Source organism: Ramlibacter sp. AN1133 (genome assembly GCF_037890035.1).
GTDB lineage: Bacteria > Pseudomonadota > Gammaproteobacteria > Burkholderiales > Burkholderiaceae_C > Ramlibacter.
Map to the genome: position 1 here is coordinate 91769 of NZ_JBBKTQ010000018.1, position 20715 is coordinate 112483.

Annotated in this window: 17 protein-coding genes; 8 read left to right on the top strand and 9 right to left on the bottom strand. The window is 69.0% G+C overall.

From position 1 onward, the window contains the following. The first annotated feature begins 60 nt into the window (after nt 1–60). Nucleotides 61–1719, top strand: a complete 1659-nt coding sequence (locus WG923_RS21780) for a GMC family oxidoreductase (protein WP_340353102.1) — start codon at nt 61–63, stop codon at nt 1717–1719. Here the strand turns inward: WG923_RS21780 and WG923_RS21785 are convergent. Next, nucleotides 1659–2450, bottom strand: coding sequence for an ABC transporter permease (locus WG923_RS21785; protein ID WP_340353103.1), 792 nt, complete (start codon nt 2448–2450; stop codon nt 1659–1661). The genes WG923_RS21780 and WG923_RS21785 overlap by 61 nt on opposite strands. Nucleotides 2451–2654: 204 nt before the next feature. After that, the gene (locus WG923_RS21790) at nt 2655–3581 is read right to left on the bottom strand and encodes an ATP-binding cassette domain-containing protein (protein ID WP_340353104.1); all 927 of its coding nucleotides are present in this window, start codon (nt 3579–3581) and stop codon (nt 2655–2657) included. Between the two features lie 95 nt (nt 3582–3676). Between WG923_RS21790 and asd the strand changes: the two genes are divergently transcribed. From asd to WG923_RS21805, 3 genes are all read left to right on the top strand, one after another. Further along, a complete protein-coding gene (gene asd, locus WG923_RS21795; RefSeq protein WP_445322958.1) occupies nt 3677–4546 on the top strand; it encodes an archaetidylserine decarboxylase in 870 nt (289 codons plus the stop codon). 237 nt (nt 4547–4783) lie between these two features. Beyond that, entirely contained in the window at nt 4784–5260 is a 477-nt protein-coding gene (locus WG923_RS21800) for a rhodanese-like domain-containing protein (RefSeq protein WP_340353105.1), read from the top strand. Nucleotides 5261–5284: 24 nt separating this feature from the next. Continuing rightward, on the top strand, nt 5285–6940 hold the full coding sequence (locus WG923_RS21805) for a methyl-accepting chemotaxis protein (protein ID WP_340353106.1): 1656 nt from the start codon (nt 5285–5287) through the stop codon (nt 6938–6940). A 5-nt stretch (nt 6941–6945) separates the two neighbouring features. On the opposite strand, the gene WG923_RS21810 is transcribed toward WG923_RS21805, so the two are convergent. Then, nucleotides 6946–8439 carry an AMP nucleosidase gene (locus WG923_RS21810; protein ID WP_340353107.1) on the bottom strand — a complete coding sequence of 498 codons (1494 nt, stop codon included), beginning with the start codon at nt 8437–8439 and terminating at the stop codon, nt 6946–6948. On the opposite strand from WG923_RS21810, the gene WG923_RS21815 reads away from it, so the two are divergent. Then, nucleotides 8417–8875 (top strand): hypothetical protein, encoded by a 459-nt coding sequence (locus WG923_RS21815; RefSeq protein ID WP_340353108.1) that lies wholly within the window; start codon nt 8417–8419, stop codon nt 8873–8875. The two genes, WG923_RS21810 and WG923_RS21815, sit on opposite strands and share 23 nt — an antisense overlap. Here the strand turns inward: WG923_RS21815 and WG923_RS21820 are convergent. Beyond that, nucleotides 8868–10574: a hypothetical protein gene (locus tag WG923_RS21820; RefSeq protein ID WP_340353109.1), complete on the bottom strand. Its 1707-nt coding sequence runs from the start codon at nt 10572–10574 to the stop codon at nt 8868–8870. The two genes, WG923_RS21815 and WG923_RS21820, sit on opposite strands and share 8 nt — an antisense overlap. A 115-nt stretch (nt 10575–10689) precedes the next feature. Then, nucleotides 10690–12057, bottom strand: coding sequence for a glutathione-disulfide reductase (gene gorA, locus WG923_RS21825; protein WP_340353110.1), 1368 nt, complete (start codon nt 12055–12057; stop codon nt 10690–10692). A 99-nt stretch (nt 12058–12156) separates the two neighbouring features. Between gorA and WG923_RS21830 the strand changes: the two genes are divergently transcribed. The 3 genes from WG923_RS21830 to WG923_RS21840 are packed head-to-tail and all read left to right on the top strand — an operon-like array spanning nt 12157 to nt 14659. Next, nucleotides 12157–12960, top strand: a complete 804-nt coding sequence (locus WG923_RS21830) for an MlaE family ABC transporter permease (protein ID WP_340353111.1) — start codon at nt 12157–12159, stop codon at nt 12958–12960. 2 nt (nt 12961–12962) lie between these two features. After that, complete coding sequence (locus WG923_RS21835) at nt 12963–14018, top strand: MlaD family protein (RefSeq protein ID WP_340353112.1); 1056 nt, start codon at nt 12963–12965, stop codon at nt 14016–14018. Further along, nucleotides 14015–14659, top strand: coding sequence for a hypothetical protein (locus WG923_RS21840; protein ID WP_340353113.1), 645 nt, complete (start codon nt 14015–14017; stop codon nt 14657–14659). Before WG923_RS21835 ends, WG923_RS21840 begins: the two co-directional genes overlap by 4 nt. A 95-nt stretch (nt 14660–14754) precedes the next feature. On the opposite strand, the gene WG923_RS21845 is transcribed toward WG923_RS21840, so the two are convergent. The 4 genes from WG923_RS21845 to WG923_RS21860 all read right to left on the bottom strand — a co-directional run bounded on the left by WG923_RS21845 (nt 14755) and on the right by WG923_RS21860 (nt 20698). Continuing rightward, complete coding sequence (locus WG923_RS21845; RefSeq protein ID WP_340353114.1) at nt 14755–15363, bottom strand: alpha-ketoglutarate-dependent dioxygenase AlkB; 609 nt, start codon at nt 15361–15363, stop codon at nt 14755–14757. A gap of 161 nt (nt 15364–15524) precedes the next feature. Beyond that, nucleotides 15525–16097, bottom strand: coding sequence for a histone H1-like DNA-binding protein (locus WG923_RS21850; protein WP_340353115.1), 573 nt, complete (start codon nt 16095–16097; stop codon nt 15525–15527). Between the two features lie 213 nt (nt 16098–16310). After that, on the bottom strand, nt 16311–17588 hold the full coding sequence (locus WG923_RS21855) for a ribonucleotide-diphosphate reductase subunit beta (protein WP_340353116.1): 1278 nt from the start codon (nt 17586–17588) through the stop codon (nt 16311–16313). Between the two features lie 176 nt (nt 17589–17764). Continuing rightward, on the bottom strand, nt 17765–20698 hold the full coding sequence (locus tag WG923_RS21860; protein ID WP_340353117.1) for a ribonucleoside-diphosphate reductase subunit alpha: 2934 nt from the start codon (nt 20696–20698) through the stop codon (nt 17765–17767). Nucleotides 20699–20715 lie beyond the last annotated feature (17 nt).

Genomic DNA, 20715 nt, shown 5'->3' on the forward strand with positions numbered 1-20715 from the left:
AGCAGCCTCCCGGCCACCGTGGGCGGGCGTTTGCCTAGACTGGCGCAGGAGGACGAGACGATGGTTCCCAGCGATGCCCTGGCCATGGATTACGTGATCGTCGGCGGCGGTTCCGCCGGCTGCGTGCTGGCCGCGCGCCTGAGCGAAGACCCCGCCGTGCAGGTGGCGCTGCTGGAGGCGGGGCCGGCCGACACCAGCGTGCTGATCCAGTGCCCGGCCGGCCTCGCGGTGCTGGCGCAGACGGGGCAGGCCAACTGGAAGTTCCAGACCGTCCCGCAGCCGGGCCTGGGCGGGCGCCGCGGCTACGTGCCGCGCGGCAAGGTGCTGGGCGGCTCCAGCTCGATCAACGCCATGATCTACACGCGCGGCCACCGTGCCGACTACGACGCGTGGGCGGCCGAGGGCAATCCGGGCTGGTCCTTCGAGGACGTGCTGCCCTACTTCAAGCGCAGCGAGCACAACGAACGCGGCGCGGACGCCTTCCACGGCGCCGACGGGCCGCTGAACGTGATGGACCTGCGCTCGCCGCATCGCTTCGGCGCCGTCTTCGTGGAGGCGGCGCGGCAGGCCGGCTACCCCGAGAACCGCGACTTCAACGGCCCGACGCAGGAAGGCGTGGGCCTGTACCAGGTCACGCACAAGGCGGGTGAGCGCTTCAGCGCGGCCAAGGCCTACCTCGCGCCGAACCGCGGCCGGCCGAACCTGCACGTGATCACGGGCGCGCACGCCACGCGCGTGCTGCTGGAAGGCAAGGCCGCGGTCGGCGTCGCCTACCGGCAAGGCGGGCAGGACAGGACGATCCGCGCGCGGCGCGAGGTGATCCTCGCGGCCGGCGCGCTGCAGTCGCCGCAACTGCTGATGCTCTCCGGCATCGGCCCCGGCGAGCACCTGCGCCAGCACGGCATCCCCGTGGTGCACGACCTGCCCGGCGTCGGCCGCAACCTGCATGACCACGTGGACGTGGTGCAGGTGGTCGACGCGCCGCATCTCACCGACCTGTTCGGCCTGTCGGTGGCCGGCATCGTGAGCGCCGTCAAGGGCATCCTCGAATGGCGCCGCCATCGCACCGGCCTGCTCACCACCAACTTCGCCGAGGCGGGCGGCTTCATCCGCAGCGCGCCGCAGGAGCCGCTGCCGGACCTGCAGCTGCACTTCGTCGTCGGCAAGCTGGTGGACCATGGCCGCAAGACGGTGTTCGGCCACGGCTACTCGTGCCACGTGTGCCTGCTGCGGCCGAAGAGCCGCGGCGCGCTGACGCTGGCCAGCGCCGATCCCTTCGCCGCGCCGTGCATCGACCCCGACTTCCTCGGCGATCCGGACGACCTGCGCCGGCTCGTGACGGGCTTCCGCGCGATGCGCCGCATCCTGGAGCAGCCGGCCCTGGCCGGCTACCGCGGCCGCGAGCTGGCGGCCTCCGCAGACGCGCGCGACGACGAAGGCATCGCCGCGTTCATCCGCAGCCACGCCGACACGATCTACCACCCGGTGGGGACGTGCCGCATGGGGACGGGAGCGCTGGACGTGGTCGATGCGGAACTGCGCGTGCGGGGCATCGAAGGCCTGCGCGTCGTCGACGCGTCGATCATGCCCAGCATCGTGGCCGGCAACACCAACGCGCCGGTGATCATGATCGGCGAGAAGGCGGCCGACCTGGTGCGTCAGGCCGCGAACCGCCGCCGCGTCAGCGCCAGCGCGGCCCAGAACGCGATCACCGCATAGACCGCGAGCACCAGCAGGTGCCGCAGCGCGCCGTCCGGCCAGCGGTCCATGAACATCGGCCGGACCAGTTCGATCGCGTTCGTCAGCGGCAGCCAGTCCGAGATCACGCGTACCACCTGCGGCAGCTGCTCGCGCGGGAAGAACACGCCCGAGAGGAACATCATGGGCGTGAGGAAGAGCGTGAAGTAGTAGGTGAAGAAGTCGTAGCCCTTGGCCAGCGCGTTGAAGATCAGCGCGATGCACGAGAAGGTGATGCCCACGGCCAGCAGCACCACCCACGCCGCCAGCAGCTTCGGGCTGTGGCTGATGTTCAGCGCCAGCATCACCAGCAGGATCGCGGTGGCCGTGAAGATCGCCTTGTACGCGGCCCACAGCATCTCCGCCATCACCACGTCGTCCAGGCTCACCGGGGCGTTCATGATGCCGTCCCAGGTCTTCTGCACGTGCATGCGCGAGAAGGCGGAATAGAGCGCCTCGAAGCTGGCCGCGTTCATCGCGCTCATGCAGACCGAGCCGCTCGCCAGGAACAGGATGTAGGGCACTTCGGTCCCGCCCAGGCGCACGCTGCCCACCAGCGCTCCCATGCCGTAGCCGAAGGCCACCAGCCAGATCAGGGGCTCGGCGATGTTGCCGATCAGGCTCGGCACCGCGAGCTTCTTCCACACCAGCAGGTTGCGGCGGAACACGGGCCAGAAACGCATGGACAGCGCCGGGGCGCGCCAGTGGTTCATGTCATGCACACCGTTTGACGACGGGCCTCGCGTGGAAGGCGGACTGCCGGACGCAGAGGGCGCAAAGGGTACGCAGAGGACGCAAAAGGAAGGCAATTCATCAAGGTTTCTTTGGCTTCTTTGATTTCCTTGGTTTCCTTGGTTTCTTTTGCGTCCTCTGCGTACCCTTCGCGTCCTCTGCGTCCGGAAGTTTGGTTTTGCTGTTCACGCCTCCTCCCGAATCTGGCGACCCGTCAACTTGAGGAACAGGTCCTCGAGGTTGGCCGGCCGGTGCAAGGTGCGCAGCTTCGGGTGCTCGCGCGCCAGCGCATCGAGCAGCGGTCGCGCGTCCTGCGTGTAGAAGAAGACGGTCTCGCCGCTCACCTCCGTGCGGCCCGCCATCGCGCGCAGGGGCGATTCGGCGAGGGCCAGCGCGCCATTCCCATAGGCCTCCACCACGTCAGGCTCCAGGTGCTCGGCGATCAGGTCGCGGGGCCGGCCTTCCGCGATCTTGCGGCCGTGGTCCAGCACGAGCAGGCGGGTGCACAGTCGCTCGGCTTCGTCCATGAAGTGCGTGGTCAGCAGGATCGACTTGCCCTGCTGCAGCAGCACCTGCAGGCGCTCCCACATCAGGTGCCGTGCCTGGGGGTCCAGGCCGGTGGTGGGTTCATCCAGCATCAGCAGGCGCGGATCGTTGACGAGGGCGCGTGCCAGCGACAGGCGCCGGCGCATGCCGCCCGAGAGTTCGGCCGGCCGCGCATCCGCCTTGTGCGTGAGCGCGGCGAATTCGAGCAGTTGGGGGATCCGCGCGCGGATCCATTTCTCCGGCAGCGCGAAGTAGCGGCCGTACACGAGCAGGTTCTCCGCGCAGCTGAAGTCCGGGTCGAGCGAGTCGAACTGGCTCACCACGCCCAGCTGCGCCTTGATGGCCAGGGCATCGCGCGGCATGCGCAGGCCCAGCGCCGTGATCTCGCCGCTGTCGGGCTCGGTGAGCCCCAGGCACATGCGGATCGTGGTCGTCTTGCCGGCGCCGTTGGGGCCGATCACGCCCAGGCATTCGCCGGCCTCGATGTGGAAGGACAGCGCATCGACGACGGTGCTGTCGCCGTAGCGCTTGGTCAGGGCGCGGGCTTCGAAGAGCGGCTCGGTCATGGGCGGCGGCTATTGTGCAGCGCGCGGCCGCTGCCCGGCCGCGCATCGCAGCCGTAGAATTTCTTTTTGCCGACGAGGTCCCACGCTTGTTTCCGTTGTTGCCGCCGCTTCCCATCACCCAGCAATACCTGCTGCCCAAGAAACTGCTGACGGTGCTGGCGGGCAAGTTCGCTTCCGCGCGCATGGGCGGCCTCACGCAGTGGACCATCCGGCGCTTCGTCGACCACTACCGGGTGGACATGCAGGAAGCGCTCGAGCCGCGCATCGAGAGCTACGCCAGCTTCAACGACTTCTTCACCCGGCCGCTCAAGCCCGGCGCGCGGCCCATCGCCGCGGCGCCCTTCGTCTGCCCGGTGGATGCCGCGATCAGCCAGTTCGGTCCGATCGAGCACGACCAGCTGTTCCAGGCCAAGGGCCACAGCTACTCGACGCGCGCGCTGGTCGGCGGCGACCAGGCGCTGGCGCGCCAGTTCGACCACGGCCATTTCGCGACGCTGTACCTCGCGCCCAAGGACTACCACCGCATCCACATGCCATGCGACGGGCGCCTGAAACGCATGATCTACGTGCCGGGCGACCTGTTCTCGGTCAACCCCTTGACCGCGCGCCACGTGCCCAGCCTGTTCGCGCGCAACGAGCGCGTGGTGTGCGAGTTCGAGTGCGCGCACGGCGCCATGGTGATGGTGCTGGTGGGCGCCACCATCGTGGGCAGCATGGCGACCGTGTGGCACGGGGTGGTGAACCCGCCGCGCACGCGCGACGTGCGCGAGTGGCGCTACGACGAGCGCGACATCCGGCTGGCCAAGGGCGAGGAGATGGGGCGCTTCCTGCTCGGCTCGACGGTCGTCATGCTGTTCCCGCGCAACGTGCTGACCTTCACGCCGGACTGGGCGCCGACGCGGCCGGTGCGGCTCGGCGAAGCGATGGGGACGGTGATCGCGACCGAGGCGGCGCTCCAGCCTTAGGCGCGATCCCTGGGGTGGATCCAGCCGCCGGCTTGTGCCCCGGCGCGCGGGCACGTCCGTCCATCCTCGTTCCGGCACCGCCGGTCCGAGGTGCATGCGCGATCGTTGACGTGGGTCATGGCTGCTCGCACGCCGGCTCCTGGCTGCCTTGCAATATCAGCAGGCGCTGATACTGTTCGTAACAGTTTCAGCGTCCGGCGCAGCCAGGACGACCTTGCAACAAGTGAAGGAGAAGGCATGCAAGCGAACCTCAATTCCGCCACCGGGTCCCTGCGTCTCGGCATCTCGAAGTGGGTCGCGGGCGCGCTGCTCGCGGTGGCCGCCAACGCCCTTGCCGGCGACGTGCCGAGCACGCTTGCCGGCGTCGCCGTGGTGACGGCGGAACATGCGAAGTCGCTGATGGACGGCGGCGCCGCGATGATCGACACGCGGGTCGGCAACGAATACGCCGACTCGCACATCAAGGGGGCCAAGAACGTGACGTACAAGGAAAAGAGCCCCAAGGACGTCGCCTTCAACCCGAAGGACGACCGCTTCGATCTCGCGCAGCTGCCGGCGGACAAGAGCCGGCCGGTGATCTTCTACTGCAACGGCCCCGAATGCTGGAAGAGCTACAAGGCCTCGAAGGTCGCGGCCGAGGCCGGCTACAAGAAGGTGCAGTGGCTGCGCGGCGGGTTCCCCGAATGGAAGGCCAGGGGATTCCCCATCGAGTGAGATCCGCCATCCAAGGGAGTACCCATGAGAAAGCGCAGCCTGAGCATCCGGCAGAAGCTGTACGTGCTGGGATTCGTGTGCCTGATCGGCGCTTCGTCGCTCGCCGGCATGGCCATCCAGTTCTCGGCACGGGTGGCGCATACCGCCTCCGTCATCCACAGCGAGCGCTTCGCACCCGTCTCCAAGCTGCAGGAACTGGCCACGCACCTGAAGGAGGTGCGCTTCCGGCTGGCGGGGGTGCTTCTCGACCAGATGCCCATCCCCGGCTCGCGCATCCACCTGCGCGAGACCGTGCAGGCCGCGCCCGCGCTGTGGCGGGACTTCAGGCAGGCGGTGGGCGAGGTGCAGGGCGACGGCGGCAAGCTCGTCGCCGCACTGGACGCCTCCATGCCCGAGTTCTATCGCTTCGCCGAAGCGCTGGACAAGGCCTACGCCGCCGACGACAAGGTGGCGCTGACCGCGATGCTGGAGGACCAGTGGCCGGTGGTGCAGCAGAAGGTCGTGAAGCCGCTCGACGCGATGCTTCCCAGCTTCAGCGCCGCGGTGGGGGCGGAGACGGCGGCGCTGGAGACCTCCGCGCGCCACTTCCGCGACGCCACGGCGGCTGCGGTGTTCGTCGTGCTGGCCCTCACCCTGGGCATCGCCGTGCTCGTCGCGCGCTCTCTCATGGCGGGCGTCGCCGAAGCGCAGGCCGTGGCGCAGGCGCTGGCGCGCGGCGACCTCACGCACCAGGGGAGGCAGCGCAGGCCCGATGAACTGGGGCAGTTGCTCGCCGCCCTCGACGTCACGGTGGCGCGCCTTCGCAGCACGATCGGCGACGTGCGTGCGGCCACGGGCACCATCGCCACCGCTTCCGACGAAATCGCCATGGCCAACGCGGACCTGTCGCAGCGCACCGAGGAGCAGGCGAGTTCGCTGGAGGAGACCACGTCGTCCATGGAGGAGCTGACGGTCACGGTGCAGCAGAATGCCGACAGCGCGCGCCAGGCCAACGAGCTGGCCGCCACGGCGACGGAAGTGGCCACCCAGGGTGGCCAGGTGATCGGCCGCGTGGTGCAGACCATGAACGCCATCGACACGAGCTCCAGGAAGATCGTCGACATCACCGGCGTCATCGATGCGATCGCCTTCCAGACCAACATCCTCGCCCTCAACGCCGCGGTCGAAGCCGCGCGCGCCGGCGACCAGGGACGGGGCTTTGCCGTGGTCGCCTCCGAAGTGCGCACCCTGGCGCAGCGCAGCGCGGCCTCCGCCAAGGAGATCAAGCAGCTGATCGACCACTCGGTGCACGACGTGCAGGACGGCACCAGGCTGGTCGACCTGGCCGGCAAGACCATGGAGCAGATCGTCGGCTCCGTCCAGCGGGTGAGCGGCATCATCTCGGAAATGGCCGCGGCATCGCGCGAGCAGGCGAACGGCATCCAGGAGGTGAGCCAGTCCGTCGCGCAGATGGACCGCGTCACGCAACAGAACGCCGCGATGGTGGAACAGGCGTCGGTGTCGGCCGATTCGCTGAAGGAGCAGGCGCAGAACCTGGTGCACGCCGTCGGGGTCTTCAGGCTCGACGCGGCGGCGCCGCCGGCCGTCCCGGCCGCGCCCCCGGTCGTCCCGGCCGCGGTGCTGACGCGCAGCGGCAAGCCGTCCGCCGGAATCGGCTACGAGGTGCCCTCGCTCGCCTGACGCGCCTACTGGAAGGCCACCTCGTCGAAGGCCCGCAGCTTGCGGCTGTGCAGCCGTTGCGGGCCGCCCTGGCGCAGGATCTCGATCGCCCGCATGCCGATGCGCAGGTGCTGGTCGACGCGCTCGCGGTAGAAGTGGTTCGCCATTCCGGGCAGCTTGATCTCGCCGTGCAGCGGCTTGTCGCTCACGCACAGCAGCGTGCCGTAGGGCACGCGGAAGCGGAAGCCGTTGGCCGCGATGGTGGCGCTTTCCATGTCCAGTGCGACCGCGCGGCTGATCGAGAAGCGCCGCTGCGGCTCGTTGCCCGGCAACAGTTCCCAGTTGCGGTTGTCGGTGCTGGCCACCGTGCCGGTGCGCATGATGCGCTTGAGGTCCGCGCCCTTGCATTGCGTGACGTCGGCCACGGCATGTTCCAGCGCCACCTGGATTTCCGCCAGCGCCGGGATCGGCACCCACAGCGGCAGCTCCTCGTCGAGCACGTGGTCCTCGCGCACGTAGCCGTGGGCCAGCACGTAGTCGCCCAGCTGCTGCGAGTTGCGCAGCCCGGCGCAGTGTCCGAGCATCAGCCACGCATGCGGCCGCAGCACCGCCACGTGGTCGGTGATGTTCTTGGCGTTGGCGGGTCCCACGCCGATGTTGATCATCGTGATGCCGCCATGGCCCGGCCGCACCAGGTGGTAGGCCGGCATCTGCGGCAGCCGCGGCGGCGGCGCGCCGAAGCTGTCCATCGCCTCGCGCGGCAGGCCCACGCGGCGCGTCACCACGTTGCCCGGCTCGACGAAGGCGACATATTCGCTGTCCGGCCGATTCATCTCCTCGTGCCCGAGCTTGATGAATTCGTCGATGTAGAACTGGTAGTTGGTGAACAGGATGAAGTTCTGGCACCACTCGGGGGCGCTGCCCGTGTAGTGCCGCATGCGGTGCAGCGAGTAGTCCACGCGCGCGGCGGTGAAGAGCGCCAGCGGCAGCGGCTGCTCCGGATTGAACTGCAGCGTGCCGTTGGCGATGCCGTCGTCCATGCGGCCGAGGTCCGGCAGGTCGAACAGGTCGCGCATCATCATGCGGCGCGCGGGCGGCAGGTTCCCCTCGATGTGGTCGTGCTCGGCGAAGGAGAAGTGGATCGGCATCGGCTCGTTGCTCACGCCCACTTCGAGCGGCACGCCGTGGTTCTCCATCAGCAGCCGGAACTGGTCGAGGTAGTAGCCCGCGTACAGGTCCGGCCGCGTGAGCGTCGTCTCGTAGATGCCCGCGCTGGGCACGAAACCGTACGAGAGGCCCGAGTTCTCCAGCGCCGCCTGCGGCATCACGCTCTCGGTGCGGATGCGAACGTAGGGATAGCAGGCGCGCACGCGCCCCGGCAACGCCTCGCCCGCCACGAAGCGCTGCATCGCTTCGCGCAGGTGGCTGATCTGCTGCGAGTAGATGGCGCGCACCTCGTTCAGCGCGCTTTCGGGATCGTTGTGGAGGGTCGGGGCGATGAACGGCGGCATGAAGGGCATGTGCCTATTGTGCAACTGCCCTTCCATGGTCCCGCACACCCCGTCCGGAGGTGGGTATCCGTCCTACAGCGTCAAACGCAGCCGGCTGACCTTGCCTCTGGCGCGCAGGGCCGACAGTCTGCGTCATCCAGAACAAGGTCGCAGATCACCCCAAAAGCGAATCAAGGAGTCCCAGAAAATGACGACAGCGTTGGCCGCGAACCCCTTTGCCCTGATGGTCGATCCGGCCCAGGTCAAGCAGCACATCGACAGTTCCGAGGAACTGAGCAGACTGAGCCAACGCCAATGCCATCCGCTCGATCGTGCCGTGATCCGGTGCGCGAGCGCGGAGATCGCCGCCTTCGATGCGAAGATCGATCGCACGACGATCTACCTGCCGCCGGAAGAAGAAAAGGCGCAGCCGGTGACGCGCACCTACACGCGTCGCGTCAACTGATCCTGCGGGCGGGCACGCCCATGGGTTGCGGGCGCGACGGCTGGTAGATCTGCTGCTGCTGCCGCAGCCACACTTCCTCTTCGCGGCGCGCCTGATCGCGCCGCGCCTGCTCCGCCAGGGCCCGCTGGCGCCTCTCGACGTCATCGCGGCGGGCCTGCTCTTCCCGGCGGGCGTCTTCCTCGCGGCGGGCCTGTTCGGCGCGCCGCGCCAGTTCTTCCCGGCGATCCTCGTCGGCCCGGCGGGCCGCCTCCGCGCGGCGCACCACGGAACTCTGTTCCTCGCGCCTGGCCTGCTCCTGCAGGCGCGCGAGGTGCTGGCGACGCGCGGCTTCGGCGGCGGCCAGCTTCTGCTGTTCGGCCTTGCGTGCGGCGGCCAGCCGCTTTTCCTCCGCGGCGCGGCGGGCGAGCGCCAGCTTCTTCTGCTTTTCCTCCTCGGCGCGCTTCATCGCGAGATGGCGCCTGTGTTCCTGTTCGCGCCTGGCGGCGAGCTGGCGGCGCTCTTCCTCGGCATGCCGGGCAGCGAGCGCACGGCGGCGTTCGTCGGCACGCCTGGCTTCGGCGGCGACGAGCGCGCGCCTGTCCTGTTCGGCGCGGGCCGCGGCGGCGGCTTGGCGTTCCTGCTCGGCGCGTGCGGCGGCCTGGCGTTCCCGCTCGGTGCGCTGCTGAGCGAGACGTTGCTGCTCGCGCGCGGCCTGGGCTTGCGCCTGGGCCTGCGCGTCGGCCTGCGCCCTGGCGGCGGCGGCTTGCGCCTGCGGCGCGGGCGCCGCGGGAAGGGAGGCGTTCTGCACCGAGGCGGCCGGCGGCAGCATCGGCGCGGCCACCTTCAGGGTGGGCGGCGAGGAGGGCATCACCTTGGCGGCCGGTTGCGCCAGGACGGCGGGCTGCGCGATCGCCGGTGCGACCGGTGCGGCGGCCTTGGCCTGCGCAGGCGGCTGCTTCAGGCTGGCTGCGGAACCGGAGATCACGATGTCCTTGCCCTTGCTGATCGTGTTGGGGATCGGCTTGTCCGGCGCGGCGGCCACGGTGGGCATGCTCACCGTCGGTTCGCCGCGCTTGCGTGCGCCCGCCCAGCGGTCGAAATCGTCGCTGGCCGCGAAGGCCGGCTGCAGCATGCGGGCGAGGTTGCGGTCGCGGAACGTGAGGCGCTGGCCGGTGCGCAGTTCGAGCGCCTCGCCCTTCTCGCCGTACACCACGCCGGTGCCGGCCAGCACGACGACGCGCGTGACGCCCTGCTTCGTGTCGACGTCGATGCGGTAGTCGCCCGGCTGGCGCGCGCGGAACGCGAGGTTGGGCGTGCCGACCTCGAAGCTGTCGCCGGGGTTCACGCGCGTGACGGTGGCGGCGATGCTGCCCTGCGTGAGGCTCAGTTGCGTGGCCGTGTCGCTGACGTTCTCCAGGATCAGCTGCGTTTCGCCGTTCATGCGCAGCGCATGGCCGCCGGCCTGCACCTCGGCCCGCGAGCCGCGGTCCGTCCACAGCCGGTCGCCGCGCTTGAGCAGGCGGCGCGGCTGGACGTCATGCCATTCCTGGTCCCCCTGGGGCGCGTAGGCGACCGAGCCTTCCGCGTGGTTGAGGTGGGCTGCCGGCACCGACACCACCTGGGCGAACACGCCCGAGCCGAGGGCCACAGCGAGGGCTGCGATGCCGGGGCTCCACCGGCGGCAGCCCTGCCCGCCAGTCGTTCTGGTGATTGCGCTCATGCGTTATTGAACGCCTGAGACAGCGCGGAGGACCGCAAAGGGCGTGTAAATCCTGTAGTCCCAGTCTGACGGATCGCGACTTGCGTGAAGTTGTCACGGGCCGATTCGCCATGGTTCAGCGCGTAACCGGCTCACGCATCGTCACGAACTCCTCCGCCGCGGTGGGGTGGATTCCGAGGGTGTGGTCGAACACGGATTTCGTCGCGCCCGCCTTCATTGCGACGGCGAATCCCTGCACGATTTCGCCCGCGTCCGCGCCCACCATGTGCAGGCCCACCACGCGGTCGCTCGCCGCGTCGACCACCAGCTTCATCAGCGTGCGCTCGGTGCTTGCGCTCAGGGTGTGCTTGAGCGGCCGGAACTCGGACCGGAAGATGCGCAGCTCCCCGAAGCGCTCGCGCGCCTGCCGCTCCGTCAGGCCCACGGTGCCGATGTTGGGATGCGTGAAGACCGCGGTGGGCACGCATTCGTAGTCCATGCGGCGCTCGCCCGTGCCGAACAGGCGGTCCACCACGACCATCGCCTCGGCCAGTGCCACCGGCGTGAGTTGCAGCCGCGAGCACACGTCGCCCACCGCGTGGATCGAAGGCACGCCGGTGCGGAAGTGCTCGTCGACGACGATGGCGCCGTGCGCGTTCAGGGCCACGCCGGCCGCGTCCAGCCCGAGGCCGGCGACGTTCGGCACCCGGCCGGTGGCATAGAGCACCGCGTCCGCCGTGAGCGCTTCGCCGCTCTCCAGGGTGAGCGCCAGGCCCGCGCCCGCGCGCTCGATGGCGGCCACGTTGCTGTGCAGGCGCAGGTCGATCCCGGTCTTGCCCATTTCCTGCGCGAGGAAGGCACGCACGTCGTCGTCGAAGCCGCGCAGCACCTGCTCGCCGCGGTAGAGTTGCGTCACCTGCACGCCGAGGCCCTGGAAGATGGAAGCGAACTCGCAGGCGATGTAGCCGCCGCCCACCACCACCAGTCGGCGCGGCAGCGGCTCGAGGTCGAACATCTGGTCGGAGGTGAGTACATGCTCCCGCCCCGGGAAGTGCGGCACGGAGGGCGTGCCGCCGGTGGCCACCAGGATGTGCGCCGCGCGCCAGCGCCGCGCGCCGTCGCCGGTGGCGACCTGCACGGTGTGCGCATCCAGCAGCGTCGCCCAGCCCGGCACCATCGTCACGCCCGCCCCTGCCAGCAGCTGCGCGTACACGCCGTTGAGCCGCGCGATCTCCGCCGCCCGGTTCATCTTCAGGCGCTGCCAGTCGAAACGGGCCGCCGGCACGTCCCAGCCGAAGCCGGCCGCGTCCTGGAAGTCGTGGGCGTAATGGGCCGCGTAGCTGTAAAGCTTCTTGGGAATGCAGCCCACGTTGACGCAGGTGCCGCCCAGCGCCGCGGCCTCCGCCAGCACCACGCGGGCGCCGCGCTGGGCCGCCATCCGGGCCGCGCGCACGCCGCCGCTGCCGCCGCCGACGACGAACAGGTCGCAATCGAATCCACTCATGCCGCTTCTCCTTGTCCGGGCCACGCCGGTCGGCAATGGCTCTGCTGTAGGCGCCGCCTTACGAGCCGCGCGCTCCAGCCCGCTTACCATTCGGTCGCTATGACCCATCTGTCGACGTGGTACCGCACCGTCAGCCACACCAGCCTGGCCCCGGTGCGCTGGGCGGCCGCGTGGGCGCGCATCACCTTCTTCGGCGCCGTGATGGTGGTGCGCGCGTTCTCACCCCGCAGCTACGGCCCGGAGACGCGCTACAACCTCGCGCGCCACATGTATGTCGACACGGCCCCCATTCTCGGCTGGTTCACGGTGCTGATCGCGCTGTTCACGCTGATCATCACGCGCATCGTGATCGTCACCGCACAGAGCTACGGCCTGTCGCAGTACGCGCTGGAGATGGTGGTGCGGGTGCTGGTGGTGGAACTGATCCCGCTCACCGCCGCCCTGTTCGTCGCCCTTCGCTGCACGATCCCGAGCGGCGCCGCCCTGGTGGAGATGCGGCGCATGGGGCACTTCCGCACGCTGCGGCGCCGCCGGCTCGACCCCATCGCGGTGGAGGTGCTGCCGCGCCTGATGGCGGGCATCTTCGCCTGCATCACGCTGGCGGCCCTGAGCTGCGTGGTGGCGGGCATCCTCGCCTACTTCGCGGTGTGGGGCCCGACCAGCGCCGGCCTGGACGCGTACATGCACACCACGGGCCGCGTCTTCTCCCCCATGTTCACCTTCATCTTCGTCATGAAGACGCTGTTCTTCGCGATCGCGGTCTCCGTGATTCCCATGGCCTCCGGCCTGAACAACATCGAGGACGTCGGCTCGCGCGAAAGCGCCGCGCTGCAGGGCCTGGTGCGCATGTTCGGCGTGCTGCTGATCCTGGAGGCCATCTCGCTGGTGGGCAACTACATCTGACCATGGCCGAAACGCTCAGCCCGCCCCCCCCGCACGAGCCCCCCAAGCCGCCGCCGAAGCCGCCGGAAACGCCGGTCTCCATGTCCGAGCCGGCGTCGCGCAACGTGCCGGTCAAGCACCTGGAGCTCAAGGCGATCCTGCTGCTGGCGTTCACCGTCGGCCTGATCGGGGTCGCCGCGCTGTTCCTCATGCGCTCGCGCGGCTACTTCGAGCCGAAGCAGGAGCTGTTCCTGATTGCCGACAACGCCGAGGGCGTGATCGCGGGGATGGACCTGACCTTCTCCGGCTTCGCGATCGGCACGGTGAAGAAGGTGTCGCTCAACGAGAAGGGCCAGGTGCGCATCGAGGTCGACGTGATCCGCAAGGACGCCAAGTGGCTGCGCACGTCGAGCGTCTTCACGCTGATCAAGAACATCTTCGGGCCGGCGCAGCTGCGCGCCTACAGCGGCGTGCTCACCGACCCGCCGCTGCCCGACGGCGCCGAGCGCCCGGTGCTGCGCGGCGACTTCAACGAAGAGGTGGGCCGCGTGATCGGCGCGACCAAGGACGTCCTCGACAACCTGAACCAGATCACGTCCGAGAACTCCGAGCTGAACCGCTCGATGGCCAACCTGCAGGCCTTCACCCAGAAGCTGCAGGGCAAGCGGGGGGCGCTGCACGCGATCTTCGGCAACGAGGAGGACGCGAAGAAACTCGTCGCCGCGGTGGACCGCGCCAATGCCGCCATGGCGGAGATCCAGCGCCTGGCGCAGCGCGGCGAAACCTTCGTGCAGAACGCCGACACGCGCGTGTTCGGCCCCAGGGGGATCGCCGACGACGCCCAGGCCAGCATGCGGCAGTTGCAGGCGCTGCTGACGGATGCGCGCGGCAGCCTGCAGCGCGTGGACGGCGTGCTCAAGGAGGCGCAGGGCGTCGCGAGCAACGTGCGCGAGGCCACGGCCGACCTCGGGCCCCTGCGTGCCGAGGTGGAAGCCAACCTGCGCAAGATCGAGGACATGATCAACGACCTGCAGCGCAAGTGGCCCTTCGCCAAGGACCGGAAGATCGAGCTGCCATGAGAGTCCTCGCGCTCCTCGCCCTGGCGGCGCTGCTGGCTGCATGCGGCAGCAAGCCGCGCCAGCCCGACTGGCTGGTCAACGCCGACGGCGCGCAGGACCGCTTCGAGCGGGCCTACCTCGCCGGGCGCGACAAGGTGGCCGCGGTGGAGTTCCAGCGCTTTCGCGACGAGCTGGCGAGCACGGCGCAGCCGGCGCTGGTGGCGCGCGCGGAGCTCACGCGCTGCGCCGTGTGGGTCGCGAGCCTGGACTTCGCGCCCTGCGCCGGGTTCGAGCCCCTGCGCGAAGACGCCGGCGCCGCGGAACGCGCCTACGCCGATTTCCTGGCCGGCAAGCTGGCACCGCAAGACGCCAAGGCCTTGCCCGAGGACTACCGCGGCATCGCGGGCGGTGGCGGGGCGGGCCAGCTGGAGAAGATCAAGAACCCGTTGTCGCGCGTGATCGCCGCCGGCGTGCTGCTGCGCACCGGCAAGGCGGATCCCAAGGTGCTGGAGCTGGCCACGGATACCGCATCGGAGCAGGGCTGGCGCCGCGCGGTGATGGCGTGGCTGGGCGCGCAGGCGATGCTGGCGGACAAGAGCGGCGACCGCGAGGCGGCGGCGCGGCTGCGGCGGCGGATGGAGATCGCGGCGCAGGAAAGGTAGCCGGGAGGGCAGCGGTCTCGTAGGCTGGAGGTGGAGCGCAGCGAAACCCCAGCGCTTCGCGCATCGCTGGGGTTTCGCTGCGCTCCACCTCCAGCCTACGGAGCCCGCTTGCGATCGGAGGCCGTCCGCAAGGTGATCGAATACCGCAGTACCTTCGCCGGCGCCACGCTGTGCTGCCACGCCCAGCGCGCCGGGCCGCGCAGCAGGTAGATCGAGCGCGGCGCCAGCGTGAGCTTCACGACGTCCCCCTTCTTCGGCGCAGCGGGCGGATAGGGGCGAAAGCGCATCACCGCCTCGTCCAGCAGCGAGATGCCGACGATGTCCTCGAAATCGGGCACGTCGCGGTGCCAGCCGAGCGGCGTGCCGGGGCGGTACTCGGCCACCAGCGCCTGCGTGAACCGCGCCGGATCGATCCCGATCCAGGCGGCTGCGCGCTCGCGCAGCGGATCCAGCCAGTGGGGCAGCGGCTCGGCCTCGTCCAGGCGCTGCGCGCTGAAGTCGTACTGGCCGCCGTAGCTCACCACGCGCCGCAAGGCCGTGTACTGCCGGTACTTCATGGCCTGCAGCGGCAGCGCCTCGACGATCGCCAGCAGCGCCGCCTCTTCCTCGCGCGAGAGGAACGCCTCCTCGTAGCGCAGGCCTGCGGGCAGTGCGGGGCCGGCGGGCGCGGCAGCGCCGAACAGATCGCCTTGGGGGTGGGTCACGGCGCTAGCTTAGACGCGGCACGGCGAGCGCGGAGCGCCCCCACCCCGGCCCTCCCCCGGAGGGGGAGGGAGCGAGACCAATGAAAAGACCCGCACCGAGGTGCGGGTCTGGAGAAGGCCAAGCCTCGGAGAAAGCGCTGAGCGCTTCTCCGAAAGACTGCTTATGGCTTGGCCGCGGTCGGAAACGGCCAGGCGGCCTGCGGGTTCAGCGTGGTCTGAGCCGCGGGCGCCGGCGCCGCCGTGGAGGGCGCGCCGGCGGCAGCAGGGGTTTTGGCGGCCTTTTTCGCGCCGCCCGACGACTTCTTCGCCGCCGTCTTGCGCGCGCCGCCCGAGGACGACTTCGCCGCCGTCTTGCGCGCGCCGGTGGCCTTCTTCGCCGCCGTCTTGCGCGCACCGCCCGCCGTCGACTTCGCCGCGCTCTTGCGCGCGGTGCCAGCCGTCGACTTCTTCGCTGCCGACTTGCGCGCGCCACCCGCCGTGGACTTCTTCGCAGCCGGGCGCTTCGCCGCGGTCTTCTTCGCTGCCGGGCGCTTCGCTGCCGTCTTCTTGGCGGCCGGACGCTTCGCTGCCGTGGCCTTCTTCGCCGGCGCCTTCTTGGCGGCCGTCGACTTCTTGGCCGTGGCCTTCTTCGCGGTCGTCTTCTTCGCCGTCGTCTTCTTGGCGGCCGTCTTCTTCGCGCCGGTGGACTTCTTGGCCGTTGCCTTCTTGGCGGCCGATTTCTTCGCAGTTGCCATTGCTATCTCCTGTTCAAGTTGACTCAAACATCAACCAAAAGAAGCACTCCACGCCTTGTTGGTGAGGCGCGAAGCGATTCGTGGGGTTGGGCCGCAGCCCAGCCTCACGAACACCATGACCCACTCGCCCCGGCCTCTGTCGGGCCGTGGTGCGAGCGGGCGCTGTCCAAACTCAATCGCAGTTGCCGTGTTACAGGAATTCGCATTCCATGCTCAGTCCCAGGAAAGGGCGCCACCCGTCTGGTATTCAATCACGCGGGTCTCGAAGAAGTTGCGCTCTTTCTTCAGGTCAATCATTTCGCTCATCCAGGGGAAGGGGTTTTCCTCGTTCGGGAAAAGCGCTTCCAGGCCGATCTGCGTGGCGCGCCGGTTGGCGATGTAGCGCAGGTAGCCCTTGAACATGGAGGCATTGAGGCCCAGCACGCCGCGCGGCATGGTGTCCTCGGCGTAGCGGTACTCGAGTTCGACGGCCTTGAGGAACAGCGCCTTGATGTCCGCCTTGAATTCGGCGGTCCACAGGTGCGGGTTCTCGAGCTTGATCTGGTTGATGAGGTCGATGCCGAAGTTGCAGTGCATCGACTCGTCGCGGAGGATGTACTGGTACTGCTCGGCGGCCCCGGTCATCTTGTTCTGCCGGCCCATCGCCAGGATCTGCGTGAAGCCGACATAGAAGAACAGGCCTTCCATCAGGCAGGCGAAGACGATCAGGCTCTTGAGGAGGCGCTGGTCGGCTTCCGGCGTGCCGGTGTGGAAGTTGGGATCCATGATCGCGTCGATGAAGGGGATCAGGAACTCGTCCTTGTCCCGGATCGACTGCACCTCATGGTAGGCGTTGAAGATCTCCGCCTCGTCCAGGCCCAGCGACTCCACGATGTACTGGTAGGCGTGGGTGTGGATCGCTTCCTCGAAGGCCTGGCGCAGCAGGAACTGGCGGCACTCCGGCGCCGTGATGTGGCGGTAGGTGCCCAGCACGATGTTGTTGGCGGCCAGCGAGTCGGCGGTGACGAAGAAGCCCAGGTTGCGCTTGATGATGCGGCGCTCGTCCTCGGTCAGACCGTTCGGGTCCTTCCACAGGGCGATGTCGCGGTTCATGTTGATTTCCTGCGGCATCCAGTGGTTGGCGCAGGTGGCCAGGTACTTCTCCCAGGCCCACTTGTACTTGAAGGGGACGAGCTGGTTGACGTCGGTCTGGCCGTTGATGATGCGCTTGTCGGCGGCGCTCACGCGGCGCGCGCGGGTGGGCTGCGCGGAGGCGGTGGCGGCGCCGCGCGCGGCCGGCTGCGAGACGACGATGGGCGCGACCGCGGCGGGCGCGGCGACGACGGCGATCGGAGCGAGCGCGGAGAGCGCTGCCGACGGCGTCGGGGCTCCGTCGTTCAGCGTGCGCAAGGCGGGTTGGGGAATGGAAAGGGTGGCCTCGCGGTTCGGAAGCAAACCGCTGCTCGGGGGCTTTGACGGTGTGGGCGTGACTTCGTCGTCCCAGGTCAACATAGGTTTTCCAGTGCTCGGATTATGTGAGCCCGCGTGATGAATTCAAAGTGTCCGTTCACACTCGGCTCGCATTTTGTTGCTTGGTTGCATCGGCGTTCTGTCGGAGAACACCGATACCTCTTCGATTTCGTTCGTGCCTGCGCGCGCAACCGCACGCGCGCAAGCACTTCACTTGCTCATTGGCACGCTTCGCACGTCGGGTCGTCGACGCCGCAGAACTTGATGTCGGTCGCGGGCGTCGCCGCTTCGAGCTGCGCGCGCGCCGCGGCCGCGGCCGCATCGAGCGCGGAGATCGCATGCGCGCCGGCGGCGCCCAGGCCGCCGCCGGACGCGGTGCCGTTGCTCACCGCGTTGAGCCGGCCGGATTGCACCGTCGACTTCTCGGCCTGCGTCGCGCTGGTCGTGCGCAGGTAGTAGGTGGTCTTCAGGCCGCGCAGCCAGGCGAGCTTGTAGGTCTCGTCCAGCTTCTTGCCCGAGGCGCCGGCCATGTAGATGTTGAGCGACTGGGCCTGGTCGATCCACTTCTGCCGCCGCGCCGCGGCTTCCACCAGCCAGACCGGCTCGACTTCGAAGGCGGTCGCGTAGAGCGCCTTGACGTCCTCGGGCACCCGGTCGATCGGGCGCAGCGAGCCGTCGAAGTGCTTCAGGTCCATCACCATCACGTCGTCCCAGGTCCCCAGGCGCTTGAGGTCGCGCACCAGGTAGTGGTTGATCACGGTGAACTCGCCCGACAGGTTGGACTTGACCGAGAGGTTGCCGAAGCAGGGCTCGATGGAGGCGTCCACGCCGATGATGTTGGAGATGGTGGCGGTCGGCGCGATCGCGACGCAGTTGGAGTTGCGCATCCCGTCGGCGGCGATCTTGCGGCGCAGCGCTTCCCAGTCCAGGGTGGCGGAGGTGTCGACGTCCACGTACTGCTCGCCGCGCTGGGCGGCCAGCAGCTTCAGGGTGTCGAGCGGCAGGATGCCCTGGTCCCACAGCGAACCCTTGTAGCTGGAGTAGCGGCCGCGCTCGCGCGCCAGGTCGGTGGAGGCCCAGTACGCGTAGTAGCAGACCGCTTCCATGGACTCGTCGGCGAACTGGACGGCCTCGCTCGACGCGTAGGGGATGCGCAGTTCGTACAGCGCATCCTGGAAGCCCATCACGCCCAGGCCGACCGGCCGGTGGCGCAGGTTGGAGTCGCGCGCCTTCTTGACCGCGTAGTAGTTGATGTCGATCACGTTGTCGAGCATCCGCATCGCGGTGGCGACGGTGCGCTTGAGCTTGTCGTGGTCGATCCGGCCGTCCTTCAGGTGCTGCAGCAGGTTCACGGAGCCCAGGTTGCAGACGGCCGTCTCGGTGTCGGACGTGTTCAGCGTGATCTCGGTGCACAGGTTGGACGAGTGCACCACGCCCACGTGCTGCTGCGGCGAGCGGACGTTGCAGGCGTCCTTGAAGGTGATCCAGGGGTGGCCCGTCTCGAACAGCATCGAGAGCATCTTGCGCCACAGGTCGTTGGCGGCGATGGTCTTGCTCGGCTTGATCTCGCCGCGCTTCGCCTTTTCCTCGTAGGCGACGTAGGCCCGCTCGAACTCGGCGCCGAACTTGTCGTGCAGGTCCGGTACGGAGGAGGGCGAGAACAGCGTCCACTCGCCCTTTTCCATCACGCGGCGCATGAACAGGTCGGGGATCCAGTTGGCCGTGTTCATGTCGTGGGTGCGGCGGCGGTCGTCGCCGGTGTTCTTGCGCAGCTCCAGGAATTCCTCGACGTCCAGGTGCCAGGATTCCAGGTAGGCGCAGACGGCGCCCTTGCGCTTGCCGCCCTGGTTGACGGCCACGGCCGTGTCGTTGACCACCTTCAGGAAGGGCACCACGCCCTGCGACTCGCCGTTGGTGCCCTTGATGTGGGAGCCCAGGGCGCGCACGCGGGTCCAGTCGTTGCCCAGGCCGCCGGCGAACTTGGACAGCAGGGCGTTTTCCTTGATCGATTCGTAGATGCCGTCCAGGTCGTCCGGCACCGTGGTCAGGTAGCAGGACGAGAGCTGGGAACGCAGCGAGCCGCTGTTGAACAGCGTCGGCGTGGACGACATGAAGTCGAAGCTGGAGAGCACCTCGTAGAACTCGATGGCGCGGGCTTCGCGGTCGATCTCGTTCAGTGCCAGGCCCATGGCCACCCGCATGAAGAAGGCCTGCGGCAGCTCGATGCGGCTCTTGCGAACATGCAGGAAATAGCGGTCGTACAGGGTCTGCAGGCCCAGGTAGTCGAACTTCAGGTCGCGCTCGGCCTTGAGCGCCGCGCCCAGGCGCTTGAGGTCGTACTGCAGCAGCCGCTCGTCGAGCAGTTCGTTTTCCACGCCCTTCTTCACGAACAGCGGGAAGCTGTCGGCATAGGCGGCGGCGCGGTCGGCCGGCGCCACTTCCTCGCCCAGCACTTCCTTGAAGATCGTGTGCAGCAGCAGGCGCGCGGTGACGAAGGTGTAATCCGGCTCCTTCTCGATCAGCGTGCGGGCGGCCAGGATGGAAGCCTTGTAGACCTCGTCCAGCGGCACGCCGTCGTAGAGGTTGCGCATGGTCTCGGCGGCGATCGGGTCCGGCTGCACGTCGGCGCCCAGGCCCGCGCAGGAGGCGACGATCAGCGCCTGCAGGCCGGCGAGGTCCAGCGGCACGCGCTGGCCGTGGTCCAGCACGTGGAACTGCGGCGTGGCCGGCGCCTGCTCCTGGCCCTGCTTCGCGCGTTCCTGCGCGCGGCGGTCGCGATAGAGCACGTAGGAGCGGGCCACGTCGTGGAAGCCGCCGCGCATGAGGCCCAGTTCGACCTGGTCCTGCACGTCCTCGATGTGGAAGGTGCCGCCGCCCGGACGCGAGCGCATGAGCGCGCGCACCACGGCCTGGGTGAGGCCGTCGACCGTCTCGCGCACGCTGGCCGACGCGGCGCCCTGCGTGCCGTGCACGGCCAGGAAGGCCTTCATCATGGCGACGGCGATCTTGTTCGGCTCGAAGGGCACCACGGCGCCGTTGCGGCGCAGGATCTGGTAGTGGGCGAGGGGGTTGTCGGCGGCCGGGGCGGCGGCGTGGGGCGTGGGGTGGGCGCTGGAGAGCGGCTGGAAGGGAGTGGCCAGGCCAGTTTGCATCGTCGTTTCTTCCTCGT

Coding starts and splice junctions, on each gene's coding strand:
- WG923_RS21780 (WP_340353102.1), top strand. CDS start 61: ATGGTTCCCAGCGATGCCCTGGCCATGGATTACGTGATCGTCGGCGGC.
- WG923_RS21830 (WP_340353111.1), top strand. CDS start 12,157: ATGACCCATCTGTCGACGTGGTACCGCACCGTCAGCCACACCAGCCTG.
- WG923_RS21790 (WP_340353104.1), bottom strand. CDS start 3,581: ATGACCGAGCCGCTCTTCGAAGCCCGCGCCCTGACCAAGCGCTACGGC.
- WG923_RS21840 (WP_340353113.1), top strand. CDS start 14,015: ATGAGAGTCCTCGCGCTCCTCGCCCTGGCGGCGCTGCTGGCTGCATGC.
- WG923_RS21815 (WP_340353108.1), top strand. CDS start 8,417: ATGAACGGCGGCATGAAGGGCATGTGCCTATTGTGCAACTGCCCTTCC.
- WG923_RS21860 (WP_340353117.1), bottom strand. CDS start 20,698: ATGCAAACTGGCCTGGCCACTCCCTTCCAGCCGCTCTCCAGCGCCCAC.
- gorA (WP_340353110.1), bottom strand. CDS start 12,057: ATGAGTGGATTCGATTGCGACCTGTTCGTCGTCGGCGGCGGCAGCGGC.
- WG923_RS21805 (WP_340353106.1), top strand. CDS start 5,285: ATGAGAAAGCGCAGCCTGAGCATCCGGCAGAAGCTGTACGTGCTGGGA.
- WG923_RS21855 (WP_340353116.1), bottom strand. CDS start 17,588: ATGTTGACCTGGGACGACGAAGTCACGCCCACACCGTCAAAGCCCCCG.
- WG923_RS21785 (WP_340353103.1), bottom strand. CDS start 2,450: ATGAACCACTGGCGCGCCCCGGCGCTGTCCATGCGTTTCTGGCCCGTG.
- WG923_RS21850 (WP_340353115.1), bottom strand. CDS start 16,097: ATGGCAACTGCGAAGAAATCGGCCGCCAAGAAGGCAACGGCCAAGAAG.
- WG923_RS21810 (WP_340353107.1), bottom strand. CDS start 8,439: ATGCCCTTCATGCCGCCGTTCATCGCCCCGACCCTCCACAACGATCCC.
- WG923_RS21835 (WP_340353112.1), top strand. CDS start 12,963: ATGGCCGAAACGCTCAGCCCGCCCCCCCCGCACGAGCCCCCCAAGCCG.
- WG923_RS21820 (WP_340353109.1), bottom strand. CDS start 10,574: ATGAGCGCAATCACCAGAACGACTGGCGGGCAGGGCTGCCGCCGGTGG.
- WG923_RS21800 (WP_340353105.1), top strand. CDS start 4,784: ATGCAAGCGAACCTCAATTCCGCCACCGGGTCCCTGCGTCTCGGCATC.